The organism is Streptomyces sp. NPDC085524, assembly GCF_044541755.1.
In the GTDB taxonomy this organism is placed as follows: domain Bacteria; phylum Actinomycetota; class Actinomycetes; order Streptomycetales; family Streptomycetaceae; genus Streptomyces.
In genome coordinates, this window is record NZ_JBITTH010000031.1 from 16148 (window position 1) to 36329 (window position 20182).

18 protein-coding genes and 1 riboswitch are annotated in these 20182 nt (G+C 73.1%); of the genes, 3 read left to right on the forward strand and 15 right to left on the reverse strand.

Translation table 11 applies throughout. The features are described 5' to 3' along the window. Window positions 1-162: 162 nt before the first annotated feature. The 6 genes from ACIGFK_RS34950 to ACIGFK_RS34975 all read right to left on the reverse strand — a co-directional run bounded on the left by ACIGFK_RS34950 (window position 163) and on the right by ACIGFK_RS34975 (window position 5259). Complete coding sequence (locus ACIGFK_RS34950) at window positions 163-930, reverse strand: endonuclease/exonuclease/phosphatase family protein (protein ID WP_400055071.1); 768 nt, start codon at window positions 928-930, stop codon at window positions 163-165. Window positions 931-1006: 76 nt separating this feature from the next. Next, the gene (locus ACIGFK_RS34955; RefSeq protein ID WP_376658798.1) at window positions 1007-1948 is read right to left on the reverse strand and encodes an ROK family glucokinase; all 942 of its coding nucleotides are present in this window, start codon (window positions 1946-1948) and stop codon (window positions 1007-1009) included. A gap of 61 nt (window positions 1949-2009) precedes the next feature. Next, window positions 2010-2474 (reverse strand): DUF5304 domain-containing protein, encoded by a 465-nt coding sequence (locus tag ACIGFK_RS34960; RefSeq protein ID WP_376658797.1) that lies wholly within the window; start codon window positions 2472-2474, stop codon window positions 2010-2012. A gap of 67 nt (window positions 2475-2541) precedes the next feature. Then, a complete protein-coding gene (locus tag ACIGFK_RS34965) occupies window positions 2542-3675 on the reverse strand; it encodes an ArsA family ATPase (protein ID WP_400055074.1) in 1134 nt (377 codons plus the stop codon). A 266-nt stretch (window positions 3676-3941) separates the two neighbouring features. Further along, window positions 3942-4382 carry an SRPBCC family protein gene (locus ACIGFK_RS34970; protein ID WP_376658795.1) on the reverse strand — a complete coding sequence of 147 codons (441 nt, stop codon included), beginning with the start codon at window positions 4380-4382 and terminating at the stop codon, window positions 3942-3944. 79 nt (window positions 4383-4461) lie between these two features. Continuing rightward, on the reverse strand, window positions 4462-5259 hold the full coding sequence (locus ACIGFK_RS34975) for a metallophosphoesterase (RefSeq protein WP_376658794.1): 798 nt from the start codon (window positions 5257-5259) through the stop codon (window positions 4462-4464). A gap of 228 nt (window positions 5260-5487) precedes the next feature. Here ACIGFK_RS34975 and ACIGFK_RS34980 point away from each other — a divergent pair, with 228 nt between their 5' ends. After that, window positions 5488-7284, forward strand: a complete 1797-nt coding sequence (locus ACIGFK_RS34980) for an AMP-dependent synthetase/ligase (protein ID WP_376658793.1) — start codon at window positions 5488-5490, stop codon at window positions 7282-7284. A gap of 6 nt (window positions 7285-7290) precedes the next feature. On the opposite strand, the gene ACIGFK_RS34985 is transcribed toward ACIGFK_RS34980, so the two are convergent. The 7 genes from ACIGFK_RS34985 to ACIGFK_RS35015 all read right to left on the reverse strand — a co-directional run bounded on the left by ACIGFK_RS34985 (window position 7291) and on the right by ACIGFK_RS35015 (window position 15789). Further along, window positions 7291-8907: a GMC oxidoreductase gene (locus ACIGFK_RS34985; RefSeq protein ID WP_400055076.1), complete on the reverse strand. Its 1617-nt coding sequence runs from the start codon at window positions 8905-8907 to the stop codon at window positions 7291-7293. 313 nt (window positions 8908-9220) lie between these two features. Beyond that, the gene (locus ACIGFK_RS34990; protein WP_400055078.1) at window positions 9221-10363 is read right to left on the reverse strand and encodes a glycosyltransferase family 4 protein; all 1143 of its coding nucleotides are present in this window, start codon (window positions 10361-10363) and stop codon (window positions 9221-9223) included. Window positions 10364-10383: 20 nt separating this feature from the next. Continuing rightward, on the reverse strand, window positions 10384-11511 hold the full coding sequence (locus ACIGFK_RS34995) for a hypothetical protein (RefSeq protein ID WP_400055080.1): 1128 nt from the start codon (window positions 11509-11511) through the stop codon (window positions 10384-10386). Between the two features lie 30 nt (window positions 11512-11541). Beyond that, window positions 11542-12585, reverse strand: a complete 1044-nt coding sequence (locus ACIGFK_RS35000) for an NlpC/P60 family protein (RefSeq protein ID WP_386469835.1) — start codon at window positions 12583-12585, stop codon at window positions 11542-11544. A gap of 274 nt (window positions 12586-12859) precedes the next feature. Next, the gene (locus tag ACIGFK_RS35005; RefSeq protein ID WP_376658788.1) at window positions 12860-13888 is read right to left on the reverse strand and encodes an NlpC/P60 family protein; all 1029 of its coding nucleotides are present in this window, start codon (window positions 13886-13888) and stop codon (window positions 12860-12862) included. 253 nt (window positions 13889-14141) lie between these two features. Further along, window positions 14142-15506 (reverse strand): NYN domain-containing protein, encoded by a 1365-nt coding sequence (locus ACIGFK_RS35010; RefSeq protein ID WP_376658799.1) that lies wholly within the window; start codon window positions 15504-15506, stop codon window positions 14142-14144. 40 nt (window positions 15507-15546) lie between these two features. After that, a complete protein-coding gene (locus ACIGFK_RS35015) occupies window positions 15547-15789 on the reverse strand; it encodes a hypothetical protein (protein WP_079426254.1) in 243 nt (80 codons plus the stop codon). Window positions 15790-15915: 126 nt separating this feature from the next. On the opposite strand from ACIGFK_RS35015, the gene ACIGFK_RS35020 reads away from it, so the two are divergent. Together ACIGFK_RS35020 and ACIGFK_RS35025 are read left to right on the forward strand one after the other, a co-directional pair. Then, entirely contained in the window at window positions 15916-16638 is a 723-nt protein-coding gene (locus ACIGFK_RS35020; RefSeq protein WP_376658787.1) for a rhomboid family intramembrane serine protease, read from the forward strand. Further along, on the forward strand, window positions 16635-16916 hold the full coding sequence (locus ACIGFK_RS35025; protein WP_008738815.1) for an Lrp/AsnC family transcriptional regulator: 282 nt from the start codon (window positions 16635-16637) through the stop codon (window positions 16914-16916). The genes ACIGFK_RS35020 and ACIGFK_RS35025 overlap by 4 nt, the downstream gene beginning before the upstream one ends. Before the next feature lie 344 nt (window positions 16917-17260). Here ACIGFK_RS35025 and ACIGFK_RS35030 read toward each other — a convergent pair whose 3' ends face one another. Further along, window positions 17261-18652: an aminotransferase class V-fold PLP-dependent enzyme gene (locus ACIGFK_RS35030; protein ID WP_400055083.1), complete on the reverse strand. Its 1392-nt coding sequence runs from the start codon at window positions 18650-18652 to the stop codon at window positions 17261-17263. 233 nt (window positions 18653-18885) lie between these two features. Continuing rightward, window positions 18886-19002: riboswitch (SAM riboswitch) on the reverse strand. A 107-nt stretch (window positions 19003-19109) separates the two neighbouring features. Beyond that, window positions 19110-20174, reverse strand: coding sequence for an anthranilate phosphoribosyltransferase (gene trpD / locus ACIGFK_RS35035; RefSeq protein WP_400055085.1), 1065 nt, complete (start codon window positions 20172-20174; stop codon window positions 19110-19112). Window positions 20175-20182: the final 8 nt, after the last annotated feature.

The following is a 20182-nucleotide window of genomic DNA, read 5'->3' on the forward strand; positions in this document are numbered from 1 at the left end:
GCTGCGCGGGGCTGGTCCCCCACCCGCCCTTCCACCGTTCCCCGGGCGCTGCCCGGACCCGTCCTGGGGCTCCGCCCCAGACCCCGCGCCTCAAACGCCGGCGAGGCTGGATTCGCCCCGCGGGCAGCGCCCCCGGCAGCGGCGCCGCACCCGGCACTCGGGCTACGGCGCAGCCGGGAGGCGGAGGGCCGCCAGGACCGGGAGGTGGTCCGTCGCCGCGCGGAGGTCCGCGGAGGAGATCCCCGGCAGCCCCGCAGGGACACCGCAGGCCAGCACCTCCACCCCCCGCGAGGCGAACACCGCGTCGATCCGCCGGTCCGGCGCGGCCGCCGGGAAGGTCCGCTCACCGCCCCACGGCGCGACCGTCCAGCAGTCCTGCAGGGCACCCGTGAGCCGCCCGAACGCCGGGCCCCCGGGCGTTTCGTTCACGTCCCCGGCCACGATCGCGTACGGCACGTCCGCGTTCATCGCGGCGACCCGGCCCAGCAGCAGGTCCGCCTGCGCAGCCCGCTCGGCCGCGTCGAGCGACAGGTGGGTGCTGACGACCCCCACCCGGACCCCGGCGAAGCGGACCACGGCCGTGGCGAGGCCCCGCCGGTGCAGGCCGGGGGTCAGCGGCAGCAGTACGTCCTCGGTGCGCTCCACGGAAGCCCGCAGCGAGCACAGCAGCAGCGGTCCGGCCGCCGTCGCGCCGCCGCTCAGCACCACCAGGTCGGATTTCGCGGCGAGCCGCGCCGCGTGCTTGCGCCACCGGAAGAACAGCGGCGCCTCCTGGATGAGGACCAGGTCCGGCTCGCACGCCCGGATGACCCTGGCCAGCGCGTCCTCGTCGTCGCGCAGCGAGCGGATGTTGTAGCTGAGTACCCGGATCACGGCAGAACCGTCGGGCTCCGTACGGGACTTCGGCAGCGAGGGCAGCAACTGGTCCATGCCCGCAAGATATGCGGCCGCCCGCCGCTCCCCCAAGGGGCGCGGCGGGCGGGCCGGGAGGAATGGCGCCGGAGGGTCAGCCCTGGCGGGCCAGGTCCGCCGCGCCGACGAGCCCGGCCTTGCCTCCGAGCTGCGCGGCCAGCACCTGTGCGTGCGGGCGCCAGGCGCCGCCGACCAGCCAGCGCTTGAAGGACTTGCGGATCGGGTCGAGGACGAGGTCGCCCTCGTCGGAGACCCCGCCGCCGACGATGAACGCCGACGGGTCGAAGAGGGAGGCCAGGTCGGCCAGCCCGGCTCCGGCCCAGCGGGCCAGTTCGCGGAAGGCGTCGATGGCCACCAGGTCGCCCTGGCGGGCGGCTTCGCTGATGTGCCTGCCCTCGATGCCCTCGGCGGTGCCGTCGCCGAGCCCGAGGAGGATCGCCGCGTTCTCGGGGGTGGCGTTGGCGCGCTGCTTCGCGTACCGGACGAGCGCGCGCCCGGAGGCGTACTGCTCCCAGCAGCCCTGGCTGCCGCAGCCGCACAGCAGGCCGTCCGGGACGACCCGGATGTGCCCGAACTCGGCGGCGACGCCGAAGCGGCCGCGCCGCAGCTTGTTGCCGATGATGATGCCGCCGCCCAGGCCGGTGCCGAGCGTGATGCAGATGACGTCCTCGTGGCCCTTGCCGGCGCCGAAGCGGTACTCGCCCCAGGCCGCGCAGTTCGCGTCGTTCTCGACGACGACGGGGAGGCCGATGCGCTGCTCGACCTTGTCCTTGAGCGGCTCGTGGCGCCAGTTGATGTTCGGCGCGAAGAGGACGGTGGCGCGCTTGTCGTCCACGTATCCGGCGGCGCCGATGCCCACGGCCTCGATGGTGTGGTTGCTGCTGACCTCGGAGACGGCGGCGCAGATGGCCTCCGTGACTCCGTCCGCGGTCGGCGGGGTGGGCACCTTGTACGTCTCAAGGATGGTGCCCTCTTCGTCGACCACGCCGGCCGCGATCTTCGTGCCGCCGATGTCGACGCCGATGGTGAGTCCCATTAGTCCCTCGGTTTCCGGTCAAACCCCGCCAGGGCCAACCGTACCCGAGCGCGCATGGGGTTCAGTCGAGATCGATCCGCTCGCCGGGGCCTGCGTCGGGGCCCTCGTCGCGGGGGTCGCGGTCGTGGGAGCCCTTGCGGGGGGCCGGGGGCTCGTCGCGCGTCCAGCGGCGCTCGTGGCCCTCGACGGCGGAGCGGTAGGCCGCGAGCAGCTCGGACCCGGCGGCCGCGAGGTGGTCGAAGACCTGGGGGTTGCGTTCGATGACGGGCTTGGCCGCGGTCTTGGCCTGGTCGACGAACTGGCGCACCGCGCCTTGTGCCGCGGCGCCGAAGAGGGGGTTGTTCAGCCCGGAGACCTTGTCCGCGACGGCTTCGAAGAGCTTGAACAGTTCCTCGGCGGCGGTCCCGGTGGTCCCGGTGCCCGCCTGTCCCTGGCCGCGCAGGCGCTCCTTCTCGGCGGCGAGGTCCTCGGCGCAGGCCTTGGCCCAGGCGTCGTCGTCGGCGGGACGGTCGGTGGCCTCGCTCATCGCGGGTTCTCCTTGCGGGGCGTTCGGTGCGGCCTCTTTCGACCTTACCCGAATGGGCGTACGCGGTTCAGGACGTACGGGGCCACAGGCCCGGATCCGGCGTGAACCGGATGCGGAGCACGCCGTCGGCGAGTGCGGCGCCGGAGACGGAGCAGCGGCGCAGGACCGAGGGGAGCGGGACGATCCTGCGGTACGGGCCCGCGGTGAGCAGGAGCTCGTCGCCGCGGCGGATCAGGTCGAGCTCGCTCTTGCGGGCGCCGGGCAGCGGCACCTCCCAGACGAGCACCCCGTCCTCGGCGCGGCGGTCCTCGACGGCCCAGCGGGGGCGGGGTGCGGGCGGCTCGGGCACGAGCCCTTCCGCCGCGGCCAGGAGGGCCAGGTCCTGGGGGCCGCGCGGGTCCCGGCCGAGGTGGGCGAGCGGGATGACGGGGAGCTCGGCGGCCCACTCGGCGGTGTACTTCTCCTGCTGGGCGGCGAGGCCGGCGAGCCAGGGGTCGCCGGAGCCCTGCGGGAGGAGCCGGTTGGCGACGACCGCGGAGACGGGCAGCTGCTGGAGGGCGAGCCCGAGCCGGCCGAGGCGCAGCGCGTCGGCGGCGGCCGGTCCCGGCTCGGCGACGAGCCGTATCCCGGTGGTGTCGGCCTCGACGACGGCCTGTACGGCGGCGAGCTCCTCGTCCCAGCGGGCGGCGGTCTCGTAGAGCCACTGCGCGGGCATGGGCACACCGGCGAGCTGGGCGAGTACGGGGCGCAGGGCGCGGGCGGCCTGGCGCTCGGCGGGGAGCAGCCGGGTGAGGTAGCGGCGCAGCTGGGCGGGGAGGGAGAGGGTGGCGACGGCCCGGTGCAGCGGGGGCAGGTCGACGACGACGAGGTCGGTGCCGGGTGCGGTGGCGGCCCGGCGGATGGCGCGGAGCAGGGCGAACTCCTCGGCGCCGGGCAGCTCGGTGAGCTCCTCGGCGGAGAGGGGGCGGGCCCCGACCATGCCGAGCACCGCGGATCCGCGCTCCTGCAGGGCGACGAACTCGTCGCGGAACTCCTGGCCGGAGTCGACGCGGGCCACGCGCAGCCGTTCGCCCTCCGGCGGGTGGGGGGCGTCAGTGAGCAGCAGCACCCGGCGTCCTGCGCGTGCCGCGGCGAGGGCGGTGGCCGCGGCCACGGTGCTCCGCCCGGCGCCGCCGGGGCCGGTGATCAGCAGGGTGTGCATTGCGCTCCGACTCGGTGGTGGCTGTACCGCTGCGCGGGGCTCCCGGGCACCGCCCCGGCCCGCGCCTCGATCGACGGCGGGGCAGCGGCTCAAAGACCGGGGCTCCGCCCCGGACCCCGCTCCCCAAACGCCGGAGGGGCTGGATCTTTCCGCCCGCCCGGGCCCAAACCAGCCCCGCCGGCGTTTGAGGCGCGGGGGTTCGGGGACAGCGCCCCCGACAGCGGCGCCGCACCCGAGAACCGGCGGGCGACCCCGCAGGGGCCGGGTCAGGAGGACTCGACGCGCTTCTTCAGGCCCGCCAGCGCCCGGTCGATGATGACCTTCTCCGCCTTGCGCTTGATCATGCCCAGCATGGGGATCTTGACGTCCACCGTCAGCTGGTAGGTGACCTCGGTCCGCTTGCCGCCGTCCACGGGGGCGAGCCGGTACGAGCCGTCCAGCTGACGCAGCATCTGGGACTTCACGAGGGTCCAGCTGACCTCGTCCGCGCCGGTCCAGGTGTAGCCGAGGACGTGGTCGTCCTTGATCGCGCCCGCGTCGAGCAGCAGGCGGACCTTCTCGGCGCGGCCTTCGGCGTCGGCGGCCAGCACCTCGGCCTCCTTCACCTCGCCGGTCCACTCGGGGTAGCGGGCGAAGTCGGCGATCACGGCCATCACGTCGGCCGGGGCGGCGTCGATCGTGATGCTTGAGCTGGTGTGTTCCGCCATCGCGGTGGCTCCTCCGGGGAGTGTTCGAGGAATTGTGCGGCCTCGGGCCGCCGCTCGAAGGCTACCGTGCGTGCGGTGGTCACCACTCCAGGGCCCATGGCCTTCCGGTCGCCGCGAAGTGCCCCACGTTCACGCACTCGGTGTTCCCGATCCGCATCCGGCGCGTCAGGGGCTGGTGCACGTGCCCGAAGAGGGCGTACCGGGGCCGGGTCCGCCGGATCGCGGCGAGCAGTGCCTCGCTGCCCCGTTCGAAGCGCCGTGCCACGGTGTCGTAGCAGAGCTCCGGCACCTCCGGCGGGATGTGCGAGCACAGTACGTCGACCTCGCCGAGCGCCTCCACCTTGGCCGCGTACTCCTCGACGTCCACCTCGTACGGGGTGCGCATCGGCGAGGGCAGTCCGCCGCCGACGAAGCCGAAGACGCGGCCGCCGATCTCGGCCCGCTGCCCGTCGAGGACGGTGATGCCGTGGCGGTCGGCGTACTCGGGCCACAGTCCCGGGATGTCGACGTTGCCGTAGGTGGCGTACGTGGGGGTGGGGAAGGCGGCGAACATCTCCGCGTACTGGCGGCGTACCGCGCCCTCGATCATCCGGTCCCGGTCCATGCCGGCCCACAGCTCCCGGCCGAACGCGTGTGCTTCGGCGAACCGGCGGGCGGTGCGCAGTTCGACGATCCGGTCGGCGTTGGCGACGCCGAAGAGGTCGGGGAAGATCCCGCGCGAGTGGTCGGCGTAGTCGAGGAAGAGGACGAGGTCGCCGAGGCAGATCAGGGCGTCGGCGCCCTCCCCCGCCCTGGCGAGGGCCTCGGTGTTGCCGTGCACGTCGCTGACGACGTGGATCCGTGTGCGATTTTTCCTGCCACGCGCGCTGCCACCCATGCGGCCACCCTAGAGGTGGGGGGTAACCCGGGGTAGGGGGACTGCCGAAGCCCGCCCTACCTGCGGTTACTTCCGAGTCGCGAACGGGGTCGACTACTGTCGGCTCGTAAGGGCCGTGTCTGTGACGCACGGAACATCTGGCCGGTTCCCTCTATCGGGAACCCACTACTCGTGGGTAACGTCCGGTCGGTCCACATGGTGGCGATGGCGCCCAGAGGAGCAGCAGTCTTGCGCGAGTTCAGCCTTCCGGCCCTGTACGAGGTCCCGTCGGACGGGAACCTGACGGATCTCATCCGCCGCAATGCCGCGCAGCATCCCGACACCGCCGTCATGAGCCGCAAGGTCGACGGCCGGTGGCAGGACGTGACGGCGACCGAGTTCCTGGCCGAGGTCCGGGCCACGGCCAAGGGCCTGATCGCGGCGGGCGTCCGCCCCGGCGACCGGGTCGCCCTGATCTCCCGCACCCGCTACGAGTGGGTGCTGATCGACTTCGCGATCTGGACCGCGGGCGGTGTCACCGTCCCCGTCTACGAGACCAGCTCTCCCGAGCAGATCCAGTGGATCCTCGGCGACTCCGGCGCCGTCGCCGTGGTCGTGGAGAGCCCCGGCCACAGCGCGTCCGTCACCTCCCTCCGGGACCGGCTGCCGGAGCTGCGCGAGGTCTGGGAGATCGAGCAGGGCGCCGTCGAGGCCCTGAAGGCCGCAGGCAGCGAGATCACCGACGCCGAGGTCGACGAGCGCAGCAGCCTCGCGGTCGCGGACGACCCGGCCACCATCGTCTACACCTCGGGCACCACCGGCCGCCCCAAGGGCTGCGTGCTGACCCACCGCAACTTCTTCGCGGAGTGCGGCAACGTGGTGGAGCGGCTCAGCCCGCTCTTCCGCACCGGCGAGTGCTCCGTGCTGCTCTTCCTCCCGGCCGCGCACGTCTTCGGCCGCCTGGTGGAGGTGGCCGCGGTGCTGGCGCCGATCCGGCTGGGCTGCGTACCGGACATCAAGAACCTGACCGACGAGCTGCAGTCCTTCCGGCCCACGCTGATCCTCGGCGTGCCGCGCGTCTTCGAGAAGGTCTACAACTCGGCGCGCGCCAAGGCCCAGGCCGACGGCAAGGGCAGGATCTTCGACGCGGCGGCCGAGACGGCCATCGCCTACAGCCGCGCGCTGGACGCCCCGGGCGGGCCGTCCTTCGGCCTGAAGCTCAAGCACAAGATCTTCTCGAAGCTCGTCTACAGCAAGCTGCACACGGTCCTCGGCGGACGCGGCGAGTACGCGATCTCCGGCGGCGCCCCGCTGGGCGAGCGCCTCGGGCACTTCTTCCGCGGCATCGGCTTCACGGTGCTGGAGGGCTACGGCCTGACCGAGTCCTGCGCCGCCACGGCCTTCAACCCGTGGGACAAGACGAAGATCGGTACGGTCGGCCAGCCGCTCCCGGGTTCCGTCGTGCGCATCGCGGACGACGGCGAGGTGCTGCTGCACGGCGAGCACGTCTTCAAGGAGTACTGGAAGAACGAGACGGCCACCGCCGACGCGCTGACCGACGGCTGGTTCCACACCGGCGACGTCGGCACGCTCGACGAGGACGGCTACCTCGCGATCACCGGACGCAAGAAGGAACTGATCGTCACGGCCGGCGGAAAGAACGTCGCCCCCGCGGTGATCGAGGACCGGATCCGGGCGCACGCGCTGGTCGCGGAGTGCATGGTCGTCGGCGACGGGCGGCCGTTCGTGGCCGCACTCGTCACCATCGACGAGGAGTTCCTCGGCCGGTGGGCCGCGGAGAACGGCAAGCCGGCCGGGGTGACGGCGGCGGAGCTGCGCGAGGACGCGGAGCTGATCGCCGCCGTCCAGAAGGCCGTCGACGACGGCAATGCGGCGGTGTCCAAGGCGGAATCGGTGCGGAAATTCCGCATTCTGCCCTCCCAGTTCACGGAGGAGTCGGGTCACATCACGCCTTCGCTGAAGCTGAAGCGCAATGTGGTCGCGAAGGACTTCGCGGACGAGATCGAGGCGCTGTACCGGGGCTGATCGTCCCTAACGGGGGTCCTCGGCGAGGATCCGGGCCATGTTCCGCTCGGCGAGGGCGGTGATGGTCACGAACGGGTTCACGCCGAGCGATCCGGGGATCAGGGAGCTGTCGACCACGTACAGCCCCTGGTAGCCCTTCGCCCGCCCGTACCCGTCGGTGGCGTCGCCGAGGACGCAGCCGCCGAGCGGGTGGTAGGTGAAGTTGTCGGCGAAGGCCCTGTTGCCGCCGAAGAGGTCGTAGCGGTACATCGTGAAGTTCTTCCAGTTGATGCGGTCGAAGAGGCACTTCGCCGCGTTGACCGAGGGCGTGTTCTGGTCCCTGCGCCAGTTGAGGCGCGCCGAGTCGGTGGCCGCGTCGTAGGTGAAGTGCCCGCGCTCCGGGTTCTTGGTGATGGCCAGGTACATCGAGATCCAGTGCTCCAGCCCCATGGGGAGCGGGGCGATCTCGGCGAAGACCGGGTTCGAGGCGTTGTCCCAGTCGTCGATGCCCATGGCGGGCATGGTGGCCTGGTTCGCGCCGACGGTGTCCCAGAGGTGGTTGGCGCGGGCGGTCATGACGTTGCCGTTGTGGCCCCAGCCGAGCCCGACCCTGTCGCTGAGTGCGGGCAGGGCGCCCGTCTCCCGGGCCCGGAGCAGGATCTCGGTGGTGCCGAGGCTGCCGGCGCCGAGGAACAGCTGCTTGCAGCCGAGTTCGCGGACCTGGGTGACCCGTCCCGTGACGTCGCCGGTCTGCACGGTGAGGACGTATCCGCCGGCCGGGTCCGGGCGCACGCCGACGACGCGCTGCATCGTCTCGATGGTGACGTTGCCGGTGCCGAGGGCGGCGGCGAGGTAGGTCTTGTCGACGCTCTTCTTGCCGTGGTTGTTGCCGTAGATGACCTCTCCGGCGAGGGCCGACCTGGTGGCGGTGCCGGCGGCTTCCCGCTTCATGTACTCGAAGTCGTAGACGTTCGGTACGAAGACGGTCTTCAGGCCGGTGTTCTGGGCGTGCTTGCGGGAGATCCGGGCGAAGCGGTACCACTCCGTGGACTCGAACCAGGCCGGGTCGATGTCGTTGACGCCGAGCATGGCGCGGGCGCGGGGGTAGTAGGTGCCGTACATCTCGTCGGCGTCGACCTGCGGCATCACCTCCTGGAAGTACGACCGCCGGGGGGTGGGCGCCATGCCGCCGTTGACGAGCGACCCGCCGCCGACGCCGCGTCCCACGTACACGGACATGTCGCCGTAGTTCACGCGGTCGAGGACGCCGGGATACGGGCTGATGTCGCGGTTGACCACGTCGAGCCAGAGGAACTGGGCGAGCGGGGCCTCGGTGCGGTTGCGGAACCACATGGAGCGCTGGTCGGGCGCGGAGGTGGAGGGGAAGACCTTGCCGTCGGGGCCGGGGGTGTTCCAGAGCCGGCCCATTTCGAGGACGACGGTACGCACGCCGGCCTGGCCGAGTCTCAGCGCGGCGACGGCGGAGCCGTAACCGGAGCCGACGACGATGGCGGGGGCGTACTGTGCGGCGGCGGGCTCGGCGGCGGCCGCGGATTGCAGCCCGATGCGGGTGAAGCCGAGGGCGGCCGCGGTCTGGAGGGCGCCGATCCCCAGTAGGTGACGGCGCGTCAGGTGTGGTGTCATGGCCGCATCATGGGCGGAATCCGGCCGTCCCCCCATAGCCGGTGCTGCCACAGTTCTGAGTGACAGTCAGACATGGCGTTCGGCCCGTCCCGCCGCCCTTGGGGCTCCGCCGGCTCGAAGATCCGGGGCTCCGCCCCGCACCCCGCTCCTCAAACGCCGGAGGGGCTGGATCTGGCGACTGCCGTCCGTCCGGCGCTGCTGACTGCCCAGCCGCACCTGGCGGACGGCAGCAGCCGGAACCCAGCCCCTCCGGCGTTTGAGGAGCGGGGGTCCGGGGGCAGAGCCCACGCAACCGCGCAGCGGCGGCCAACGGCTACAGCAACGCGCGCAGGCGGTCCGCCAGCAGGTCCCAGCGCCACTTCTCCTCGACCCACGCCCGCCCGCGTTCACCCATGCGCGCGCGCAGGTCCGGGTCCTGGAGGAGGGTGACGATGCGGTCCGCCGCGTCCTCAGGGGCGCCGCCCCGGACCACCCACCCCGTCTCACCGTCGAGCACCGCGTCCGGCGCCCCGCCGGAGTCGCCCGCGACCACCGGCAGGCCCGTCGCCGAGGCCTCCAGGTAGACGATGCCGAGCCCCTCGACGTCCAGCCCGCCCCGCCGGGTGCGGCACGGCATCGCGAAGACGTCGCCCGCCCCGTAGTGGGCGGGGAGCTCGGACCACGGGACCGCTCCCGTGAAGACCACCGAGTCCGCGACCCCCGTGGAGACGGCGAGGGCCCGCAGGTCCGATTCGTACGGCCCGCCGCCCACGATCAGCAGCACCGCGTCCGGCACCGCCGCCAGGATGGCCGGCATCGCCTCGATGAGGGTGTCCTGGCCCTTGCGCGGCACCAGCCGCGAGACGCAGACCACCACCGGGCGGTCGGTCAGCCCGAGCCGTGCCCGGACCTCCGCGCCGCCCGACTCCGGGTGGAAGGTCTTCTCGTCCACCCCCGGCGGGAGTTGGACCATCCGGGCCGCCGCCCGCTCCGTCACCGCCGAGGCGATCCGCGAGCGCGTGTACTCCCCGAGGTAGGTCAGCGTGTCCGTGCCCTCGCCGATCCGCCGCAGCAGCTGCCGCGCGGCCGGCAGCTGCGCCCAGCCCGCCTCGTGCCCGTGCGTGGTGGCGACCAGCCGCTTCGCGCCCGCCCGCCGCAGCGCCGGGCCCATCAGCCCGAGCGGGGCCGCCGCCCCGAACCACACGGACTCGCAGCCGTGTTCCTGCAGCAGGCCCACCGCCCGCCGGGTCACGCGCGGGGTCGGCAGGAGCATCGTCGTACGTTCGCGCACGACCTGGAACGGCTGCTCCGCGTCGAAGGCCGCGGTGGCCTCGCGGCCCTCCGCGCTCTGCTTCCACGTGGAGGCGTAGACGACGACCCGGTCGGGATCCAGCCGTAGCGCCATGTTGTGGAGGAAGGCCTGGATGCCGCCCGGTCGCGGCGGGAAGTCGTTGGTCACGATCAGCGTCTTGTGCATCGCCTGCCGACAGTACCCGCTCAGCCGAGTTCGTCGCGCAGGGACTCCTGCCAGGCCCGGGTGAGCGTGTCGGTGTCCGTGCCCAGGGCGTGGGCGAGGGCGTTCGGCCACGGCTCCCGGCCCGCCGCCTCGTACAGCCGGACCAGGCCCGCCTCCCCCCACTTCTCCGCGATCAGCCGACAGGCCAGCCACGCGCCCTCGTAGGCCCGCGCCGCCGCCTCCGGGTCGCCGCCGAAGGCGAAGGCCTCCGTCCGGGGCAGTCCGCCCGGCACCTCGCCCCGCCGCACGGCCCGGGCGAGCACGGGGGCGCCCTGCGCGGGGGTGGTGGAGGTGCCCCGGTACGCCGCCCAGTCCGCAAAGCCCTCGGAGAGCCACAGCGGGGTGGTGGCGGAGGTCGCGGCGCGGGTGGCCACGTGCGTGACCTCGTGGGTCAGGACGATCCGGCGGCCCTGCCCGCTCAGTTCCGGGTAGGCCTGCGGGTTGACCACGACCCGGTCCGCGGGGGCGGGCCCGGCGCCCACCTGCCCGGTGGTGACGGCGCCCAGTCCCCGGTAGGCCTCGGCCGGGCGGCCCAGCAGCCCGGCCATCCGCTCCAGCGACCCCGGTACGAGGACCACGACCCGCCCCGACCACGGCCGCGGCCAGGCCGCGCCGGCGGCCGGTACCGCCCGGTCGGCCTCGGCGGCGATCGCGGAGAGGGCCCCGGGGGACTGCCCTTCGCCGCCCAGCACCAGGGAGTGCGCCCCGCGGGCCACGGTCACCGCGCCCTGGTCCCACAGCTGCGGCAGGGCGCCGGGCGCGGGCCGGTCGGCCGTGACCCGCCACCGCCCGCCCTGCCCGTCGAGGGTGAGCTCCCGCGCCGAACCGGCCGGGGCCGTGTCGTATCCGGCGAGCCGGTAGTGCAGTTCGGCCCGGGCGGTGGCCCGCGCGCCGTCCCGCCGGACCGAGGTGACCTCGTAGGACCAGCCCTCGAGCGGGATCCCGGCGAGCCGCTCGGGCGGTGTCCGCGACCAGGCGGCGACGGCCTCGCGGACGTCCCGCTCGGCGGTGTCCCGGGGGGTTCCGGGCGCGCCGCAGCCGGTCAGCAGCGCGCCCAGCACGCAGAGCAGCAGCGGCAGGACACGGGGGACGGGGCGACCGCGGGGCATCCGCCGATCGTACGTGCGTGCTCCGCGGGTTCAGGGGCGGGTGACCGACGACACCGGCATCATCCCGACCGGGTCGTAGCGCACCCGGGCCCCCGGGTAGGGGGCGTGCACGACCTGGCCGTTGCCGACGTACATGCCGACGTGGCTGGCGTCGGAGCGGTACGTCACCAGGTCCCCGGGGCGGGCCTGCGAGAGCGGCACCTGGCGCCCCGCGTGCCGCTGGGCCTGCGAGGTGCGCGGCAGCGAGACGCCCGCCTGCCGGTACGACCAGACCATCAGGCCGGAGCAGTCGAAGCCGGAGGGGCCGGTGGAGCCCCATACGTAGGGGCGGCCGACCGCCGAGCGGGCCGCCATCACCGCGGCCGCGGCGCGGCCGGAGGAGGGCCCGAAGGAGGGCAGTTCGGGCAGCACGTCCTGGCGGTCCGCGGAGCGCGAGGCCCGCTCGTAGTCGGCCCGTTCCTCGGAGGGCATGGCGTTGAGCAGCCGCCGGGCGGCGGCGAGCTTCGCGGTGACGGACCTCTTCTGGGTGGCGACGTCGGCGCGCAGGGCTTCGAGTTCGGCGAGTTTGCCGGAGGCTTCGCGGCGTTCCTGGGCGAGCCGGCGCTGCTCCTCGCGCAGTGCCTCGAGCTGGCGGGCCTGGCGCCCGGTCAGCCGGTCCAGGGCCGCGGACTGTTCGAGGTACGCGTCCGGGTCCTCGGCGAGCATCAGGGCGAGGGAGGGGTCGATGCCGCCGCTGCGGTACTGGGCTCCGGCGAAGGTGCCGAGGACGCCGCGCATGGTGTTGACGCGTTCCTGGCCGCGGGCCACCGCGTCCTGGGCCCGGCTGATCTCGGCGCGGAGCCGGTCGGCCTTCTCGCCCGCCTCGTTGAAGCGCTCGGTGGCCTGCTCGGCCTCCTCGAAGAGCCGGTCGACCTGGGCGCGGGCACCCGCTGCCGGCTCCTGCGGGAGGCCGGGCGCCGCGCCCGCGGGTGCGCCCGACATGACGACGGCGGCGCCTGCCGCCGCGGCGGTCAGGACGGTGACCTTCGTGTTCCGGTCGAGGGCGTTCGGCCCGGTCCGGCGATGGGACGCCACGTGAAACCGCTCCCTTCCGCTGCGCGGGGCCCGGGTCCGCCCTCCGTGGGCGGCCGTGTGCCGGGTTCCGCGCTGGCAGACAGTAGCCGCGCCACGGGGCACCGGCCAACGACCGCCGGAGGGTACGAACGGGGACGCCCCGCCGGAGACGCAGGTCACCGGCGGGGCGTGTGGTCGCGGCGCACGCGTGCAATTCCCCCGGATGGGCGGTGCACGGCGCGTTGTGTGACGGGGGAGGTTCCTGGGCCTTCAGGGGTCCAAGAGGTCCCGGGGGTCAGCCGACCCGGACACCGAACATGAACGGCATGTTGTCCATGGACTCGTACTTGATGCCGCCGCGCGGGTTGGAGGCGTGCAGCGTCATGTTGTTGCCGGCGTACAGGCCCACGTGGTGCAGGTCGCTGTAGAAGAAGACCAGGTCACCGGGCTGGAGCTGGCTGCGGCTGATGCGCGTGCCGTCGTTGGCCTGGGTGTAGGTGGTGCGGCTGATGCTGACGTTGGCCTGCTTGTACGCCCACTGGGTGAGCCCGGAGCAGTCGAAGGCGCTCGGGCCGGTGGCGCCCATCACGTAGGCGCCGCCCAGCTTGGTCTTCGCCGCCGCGAGGGCGGCTCCGGCGCGGCCGGAGGCGCTGACGTTGCCGAGGTCGACGCGCTGGCCGGCGGCGCGGCTGGCCCGGGAGTCCTCGTCCTTGATCGCGGCGCGCTCCTCCGCGGTGAGGGTGTTGAGCAGGGCCTGCGCCTCGGCGAGCTTCTCCTGCGAGGCCTTCTTCTTCTCGCCGAGTTCCTTGCGGGTGGCGTCGAGGTCGGCGAGCTTGCTCGCGGCTTCCTGGCGCTGCTGCGCGAGGGTGCGCTGCTTGGCCTGGATCCGCTGGACCGCCTCGACCTGCTTGCCGCTCAAGTGGTCGAGGGAGGCGGCTTTGTCGAGGTAGCCGTCGGGGTCCTCGGAGAGGAGGAGGGCGAGTGCCGGGTCGATGCCGCCGGTGCGGTACTGGGAGGTGGCCATCGAACCGAGCGTGTTGCGCAGCTCGTTGATGTCTCCCTGGCCGCGGGCGACCTGGTCCTGGAGGTACCCGATCTCCTTCTCGAGCTTGTCCTGGTGCTCCTTGGCCCCGTTGAACTTCTCGGTGGCCTGCTCCGCCTCTTCGTAGAGAGCGTCGACCTGGGACTTGACCTCTTCCTTGGTCGGCTTCGCCGGGGCGGCCGATGCACCCTGGGAGGAGAGGACGACGGCCGCGGCCGCTGTCGCGGTCAGCACGGTCACACGAGCGCGGGTCGGCTGCTTGGGTCGACGGTGGGACGCCACGCGGGCGAGCTCCTTCTTCCTAGAGCCGCCGAAGAACGCAGGCTCGGCAGCACCTCCGCCGCCACCCCGAATGAGTGATCTACCGCACGAAGGTTTGAGCAGACCTTAGTGACCCCGCTGTGATCAGTTCAAATCCCGTCGGGAAAAAACTTGCTGACCGACCAGGTTCTTTACCTACAGCGCACGCTGTGTGCAGGGCACTTGACCGTACGTCCCTCAGACTCCCTGCCAATTCGGGCATTGGGGCCAGGAGTTACGAAACGCGCGAAAGCCGCTTCAGCAACAAGGCGGACGTCACGGGTCGCGCCCCGGCCTTGGCCACGCCGTCGGCGACCTCCCGGTCGGTGGAGACCACGACCACCGGGCGGCCGGGCGGCTCCGCGCGCACCAGCTGGCGGATCAACTCGTCCGCCGTGACCCCGGCCTTGGAGAACAGCACCCGGACCCCGCGCGGCGGCGCGAGCAGCACCGGCGCCGCCAGCTCCGCCCCGTCGAAGACACAGGTCATCTCGGCGCCCGTCTGCGCGGCGAGCATCGACAGCCCGCCCAGCAGCCGCAGCCGCTGCTTCTCAAGCGGCATCGTCGGATAGCCGGTCTTCGTCACGTTGTAGCCGTCGACCACGAGATGGGCCTGGGGCAGCGCCAACAGCTGGTCCAGCAGCGCCGGATCGGTCTCCGACAGCGCCCGGGCGGCGATGTCCTTCGGCGTCATCCGGCCGGGCTCCACCGCGTCCACGGTGTCCGCGGGGCGGATGTTCACCGGCGGCAGCGCCAGCTCGCGGCGCAGCCCCGCCGCCGCGTCCAGCACGGTGTCCAGCAGCAGCCGCAGCCGCATGTCCTCGATGCTGCGCCCCTCGCGGGTGGCCCGGCGGGAGGTCTCCAGCGCCGTCTCCACCTCCGTGAGGCGGGACTTGAGCCGCCGGCTCTCGCTCTCGGCGGCGGCCACCTGCGCGGCGGCCTCCCCGCGGATCCCGTCGATCTCGGCGTTCACCTTGCGCAGGGCGGCCTCGCCGCGCTTCACGTCGCTGAGGGCACTGCGCAGCTTGCGCTGAAGCGATTCGGCTTCCTTGCGGGCGGCCTCCAGCTCGGCCCTCACCTCTTCGCCCCCGGTGCGCTGCAGTTCCCGTACGTGGGCCAGCTCCTCGCGCAGCCGCTCCAGCTCGCGCCGGGTCTCCTCGCCCACCCGCTCGGCGTCGGCGCGCTGCGCCTCCTCGCCGGCGGCGGCGACCAGCTTGACCCAGCCGACGGGCCGCAGCACGTACGCGGCGGCCGCCACGTCCAGCGGATCGGCGGCGGCGGGCGGCGCGCCCGACTCCAGCGCCGCGGCGAGGTCGCCCTGCGCCTCGCGCAGCTTCTCGGCGACGCGGCTGCGGAAGACGCCGTCGGTCTCGACGGCCGTGGCCATGGCGTTGCCGGCGAACTTGACCCGACGGGTCGGGGTGAAACGGGCGTACTGGCGCAGCTGCGCCGGGAGGTCCGCGACCGTCAGTCCGCCGAAGGCGTCCGAGACGAGCGCGACGACCCGACGCCGCACGCCTTCCGGCAGCGGGCGGTCGAGCACCTCGGCGGCGTCGCCGGCCGCATCGGCCGGCTCAGCGCCGCTTGCTGGCTCCACGATCCGTCACCCCTACCGTCTTCTACCTGTGGGCGGGGCTCCGTCAGGAGTCCGCGCCCGGCCTGTCCACGAGCTCGATCTGGTCCACCGCATTGCACCAGCGGCAGCGGACCGACTCGATGGTCTCACTGACCACCTCGCGCTCCTCGACCTTGGGCTCCCCGGCGAGGTCCAGGTGGACGTACTCGACGACCTTCGACGAACGGGTGACGTCGAAACGCGTGAGGTTGCCGCACAGGGTGCAGCGCCACCGGGTGGTGTCGGTCGGCAGGGGAACCGTCGTCATCAGGCCGCTCTCTCCTTCGTAGCTGATTCAATTAAAGCCGTCCGCGCTGCTCTCGTCGGACCGCAGCTCGTAACCCTACGGCCTGCCACCGCTTCAGGTGGGGCCGGTTGCGTCATGCTCTGTCACATGATCGTAAGGTGGCGGGCCGTCCGCGAGGCCGCCCGGGGACCGGTGGTCACCCATGCGCTGATCGCGGGCTGCGCTCTGGTGTTCCTCCTCGGCCCCGCCTCGGGGCTGAACCCGGTCTACGGCACGGGGGACGAACTGCTGACCGCGGGTACGGCCTACTTCCGGCGCTGGGGCGTCGTCCCGGACGAGCTCTTCACGCGCAGCCCGCGTGCCTGGCTGACGCCGCTGACGGCGCTCTTCGTCCACGGCAGCTGGCTGCACCTGCTCGGGAACATGCTCTTCCTCTACGTCTTCGGCGCCATGGCGGAGGAGCGGATGGGCCGCCCCGCCTTCCTCGTCTTCTACGTCTGTACGGGCTACCTGGCCCTCGCCGCGTACGCGGCGGCCAACGCCGGCTCCGACCAGACCCTGGTCGGCGCGTCCGGCGCGATCTCGGCGGTCCTGGGGGCCTTCCTGTGCCTGCTGCCGAGCGCGCGGGTGACGAGCCTGTTCCCGTTCCTCTTCTTCCTGCCGCTGCGGTTCCCGGCGTGGATCGTGCTGCTCTTCTGGTTCGCCTTGCAGGGGGTGGCGGCACACCGGGCGGGCAGCGGTCCCGGGGTCGCGTACCTGGCCCATCTGGTGGGCTTCTCGCTCGGCTTCCTCTACGCGTGGGCGCGGTATCGGCGTACGACTAGAGTGGGTCGACCAGCGACGGCCACCGAGGGAGACAGCCAGCCGTGATCACCGCGATCGTGCTCATCAAGACCAGCGTGGACCGCATCCCCGAGATCGCCGAGTCCATCGCCGCGCTGGACAGCGTCAGCGAGGTCTACTCCGTCACCGGTACCTACGACCTGATCGCGCTGGTCCGCGTCGCCCGCCACGAGAACCTGGCGGACATCATCCCGGGCCGCATCAGCAAGATCCCGGGCGTCGAGGCCACGGACACGCACGTGGCGTTCCGTACGTACTCCCAGCACGACCTGGAGGCGGCGTTCGCGATCGGCCTCGACGCGTAGCGCTGCCCCGGACCCCGCGCCTCAAACGCCGGCGAGGCTGGATCTTCCCCGGCCGGGGTCCTGACCCTTCGGGCCCTGCGCGGTGTCCGCGCCATGACTCCGCCCCGGCGGGCCGGGACGGTGCTCTTGGGGTGGGGCCGTGCAGGAGGGTCCCCGCAGGACGAGCGCGCGACCACCCTCCACGCCACGCAGCACTGCCCGCAGGCGCGAGGACGAGGAGACACTCCGGAGGGGCCCCGCCCCAACAGACCGGTCCCGCCGAGGCAAAACCAGCCCCGCCGGCGCTTGAGGCGCGGGGTCCGGGGCAGCGCCCCGGCAGCGCAGCCCCCGCCGGGCAGGGGGCGTCAGACCGCCGGGACGCAGCGGCCTTCCTCCGTGCGGTACTGCCACTTCGCGCCGTCCGCGACCAGTTCCTTCACCGCCCCGACGAAGCGGTCCACGTGCTCGTCGGGCGTGCCCGCGCCGAAGCTGACGCGGATCGCGTTCAGCGAGCGCTCCCCCGGCGCCGCCTCCGGCGCCCCGCACTCGCCCTGGGCCTGCGGCTCGCTGCCGAGCAGGGTGCGGACCAGCGGGTGGGCGCAGAAGAGGCCGTCGCGGACGCCGATGCCGTACTCGGCCGACAGGGCCGCGGCGAAGTGGGAGCTGTTCCAGCCGTCCACCACGAAGGAGATGACGCCGACGCGCGGGGCGTCGTCCCCGAAGAGGGACAGGACGCGCACCGCCGGGACCTCCGCGAGGCCCTCGCGGACCTTGCGGATGAGCTCCTGCTCGCGGGCGACCAGCGTGTCGAAGCCCGCCTCGGTCAGGGCCCGGCAGGCGGAGGCGATGGAGTAGACGCCGATGACGTTCGGGGAGCCGGCCTCGTGGCGGGCGGCCGTGGTGTGCCACTCGACGTCCACGCCGCCGTCCTCGCGGCGGGCCACCTTGCGGGAGGCGCCGCCACCGGCCAGGTACGGCTCGGCCTGCTGGAGCCAGTCCGCGCGGCCGGCGAGCACGCCCGAGCCGAAGGGCGCGTACAGCTTGTGGCCGGAGAAGGCGACCCAGTCCACGTCGAGTTCCTGGACCGAGACGGGGTGGTGCGGGGCCAGCTGGGCGGCGTCCAGCACGATCCGCGCGCCGTGGGCGTGCGCGGCGGCGGCGAGCTCCTTGACCGGCCACAGCTCACCGGTGACGTTGGACGCACCGGTGACGCAGACCAGGGCCGGGCCGTAAGGCTCGCGGTCGGCCAGCGCGCGCTCCAGGGTGGCGACGGCCTCGTCGGGGGTGCGGGGGGCGTTGAGGTAGGTGACCTGGGCGTTCGTCCACGGCAGCAGCGAGGCGTGGTGCTCGGTCTCGAAGACGAAGACCTGGCAGCCGGCGGGGAGCGCGGCCGCGAGCAGGTTCAGCGAGTCGGTGGTGGAGCGGGTGAAGACGATCTGGTCGGAGGGTCGGCAGTCGAGGAATCCGGCGACCGTGGCCCGGCTCTGCTCGAAGAGGTCCGTGGAGAGCTGCGAGAGGTAGCCCGCGCCGCGGTGGACGCTGCCGTAGTAGGGGGCGTACGCGGCCACGTCGTCCCAGACCCGCTGGAGCGCGGGGGCGCTGGCCGCGTAGTCGAGGGCCGCGTAGGTGACCTCGCCGCCGGTGACGAGCGGGACGGTGACGTCCCGGCCGAGGACCGCGAGGGGCTCGGCACAGGCGGGGTCGACGGCGGTGGCGGCGGAAGCGGTGGAGGCGGCGGCGTTCAGGGTCGCGGACATGGCGGTGTCTCCCGGCAGGCAGGGCGGAATGGCTTCGGTGTGCCCGTACGCGGGTACGGCGGCGCTGCGGCCGTCCGGGGTACGGGTAGGGACCTCGGAGGGAAGGCGGGCCCGACGCGGGTACGCGGAAGAGACCCTGATCCGAGGGTTGAAGAAGGGGCGGAGTCGCCCTATCGCATTCGCTTGCTCACGGAAAAAGCTCCTCGAGTGGACCAGGACCCCTGGTATCGAGGGATCCGCGCTTGCCGTAGGCCTTGCTGCCTACGACCTGGTCATCACCCGGGGCACCCCGCCACGGAAGGAGGGTTGCCGGACAGCAAGCCGGGGCCTAAACGCTGTCACTCGTGACCTGATCCGCATCCTGCCACAAGATCGACCGAACGCAAGACCCCGGTCCACATGCTGGACCGGGGTCGGCTCTTTCACGCCTTTCTCGCGCAGCCCGGCTGCGGCGGGCCTACCGGTTGGTGGCCGCCACCCACCGCTCGAGGGCGGCCCGCGCCGAACCCGAGTCGATCGACTCGGCCGCACGGGTGATGGCGGCCGCGATCTGCTCCTCCAGCGTGCCCGTGCCCGGGTCGAGGGCGACCAGCGCCGCCGCCGAGTTCAGCAGCACCGCGTCGCGGACCGGACCCGTCTCGCCGGCCAGCAGCCGGCGGGCGACGTCCGCGTTGTACGAGGGGTCCCCGCCGGCCAGTGCGGAGACGTCGACCAGCTCGATGCCGACGTCGCGCGGGTCGAAGGACTGCTCCGAGACCTTGCCGTCGCGGACCCACCAGACGCGCGAGGTGGCCGTGGTGGTCAGTTCGTCCAGGCCGTCGTCGCCGCGGAAGACCAGTGCGGACGAGCCCCGCTCGGCGAGCGCGCCCGCCACGATCGGGGCCACCCGCGCATCGGCGACACCGGTCGCCTGGGCCCGTACCCGGGCCGGATTGGTCAGCGGGCCGAGGAAGTTGAAGGTGGTGCGGATGCCCAGCTCCTTGCGGGCCGCCGCCACGTGCCGCAGGGCCGGGTGGAACTTCACGGCGAAGCAGAAGGTGATGCCGGCCTCCTCCGCGACCTCCACGACCCGCTCCGGGGTGAGGTTGAGGTTGACGCCGAGCTTCTCCAGCACGTCCGAGGAGCCGCTCGCGGAGGACGCCGCCCGGTTGCCGTGCTTGACGACCTTCGCGCCGGTTCCGGCCACCACGAGGGCGGACATCGTGGAGATGTTCACCGTCTTGGCCCCGTCGCCGCCCGTGCCGACGATGTCGACGGTGCGGCCGGGCACCTCGATGAGGTTGGCGTGCGCGTACATGGCCCGTACGAGGCCGTTGATCTCGTCGACCGTCTCGCCCTTCGCCCGCAGCGCGACCGCGAAACCGGCGATCTGGGCGTCGGTGGCCTCCCCCCGCATGATCCGGTCCATGGCCCAGGCGGTGTCGTCGGCACTCAGATCACGGCCGGTCAGCAGGGCGTCGAGGACGCCCGGCCAGCCACGGGCCGCCACGCTGTCGCCGCCCGCCGGGGTCACAACGTTCATGGTCCGCT